Origin of the sequence: Salinisphaera hydrothermalis C41B8 (assembly GCF_000732535.1) — a bacterium.
In the GTDB taxonomy this organism is placed as follows: domain Bacteria; phylum Pseudomonadota; class Gammaproteobacteria; order Nevskiales; family Salinisphaeraceae; genus Salinisphaera; species Salinisphaera hydrothermalis.
Genome location: NZ_APNK01000089.1, coordinates 1 through 867 on the forward strand (window position 1 = coordinate 1; position 867 = coordinate 867).

Below are 867 nucleotides of genomic sequence, written 5' to 3' on the forward strand. Positions count from 1 at the left end.
GGTAAGGCCATCTCGCCGCCGCGAGATGGCCCAGCGCAGCGTGGCCGAGCACGGCTTGAGTATCCGGCTGGCCTGTTCCGCGTTCTCGATCAGTGTGACGTGCTATCGCTATCAGCCCCGCTTATCGGATGAAAATGCCGAGATCGCGGATTGGTTAATGCGTCTGACCGATACCCACTGTCGTTGGGGCTTTGGCTTGTGCTTTTTGTACCTGCGCAACGTCAAGGGCTTTCGCTGGAACCATAAGCGCGTGTATCGAATCTATCGTGAGCTCGAACTGAATCTGCGGATCAAGCCGCGCAAGCGCTTGCGACGCGAGGTGCCGGAGAAACTGGCAGAGCCCGAGGCGATCAACCACGTCTGGTCCATGGATTTCATGCACGATCAGCTCAGTGATGGCCGAGGCTTCCGGTTGTTCAACGTCATCGACGATTACAACCGGGAAGGCTTGGGGATCGAAGTCGATCTATCACTGCCCTCGGCACGGGTCATCCGCAGCCTGGAGCAGATCATGGAATGGCGCGGGAAACCGAAGGCGATCCGCTGTGACAATGGGCCGGAGTACGTCAGCGGTCCGCTGACGGTCTGGGCCGAGCAACACGGCATTACGCTGCAATACATCCAGCCCGGCAAGCCGCAGCAAAACGCATACGTCGAGCGCTACAACCGAACCGTACGAACCGACTGGTTGAGCCTATACCGATTCGAATCGATCGCTGACGTCCAGGACGCTGCGACCGAATGGCTCTGGACTTACAATAACGAACGCCCGAACATGGCGCTCGGCGGCATCACCCCCAAGCAGAAGCTCGCAATGGCCGCTTAGCTCCACTTTTGGCTCGCGTTAAAAATGGGGGGATTACCGTA

The 867-nt window shown here is 58.5% G+C and carries 1 protein-coding gene; it reads left to right on the forward strand.

All coding sequences use genetic code 11. From position 1 onward, the window contains the following. Positions 1-826, forward strand: an 826-nt coding sequence (locus C41B8_RS19185; protein WP_084189219.1) for an IS3 family transposase, incomplete at its 5' end; no start/stop codon positions are given. Between the last annotated feature and the right edge of the window lie 41 nt (positions 827-867).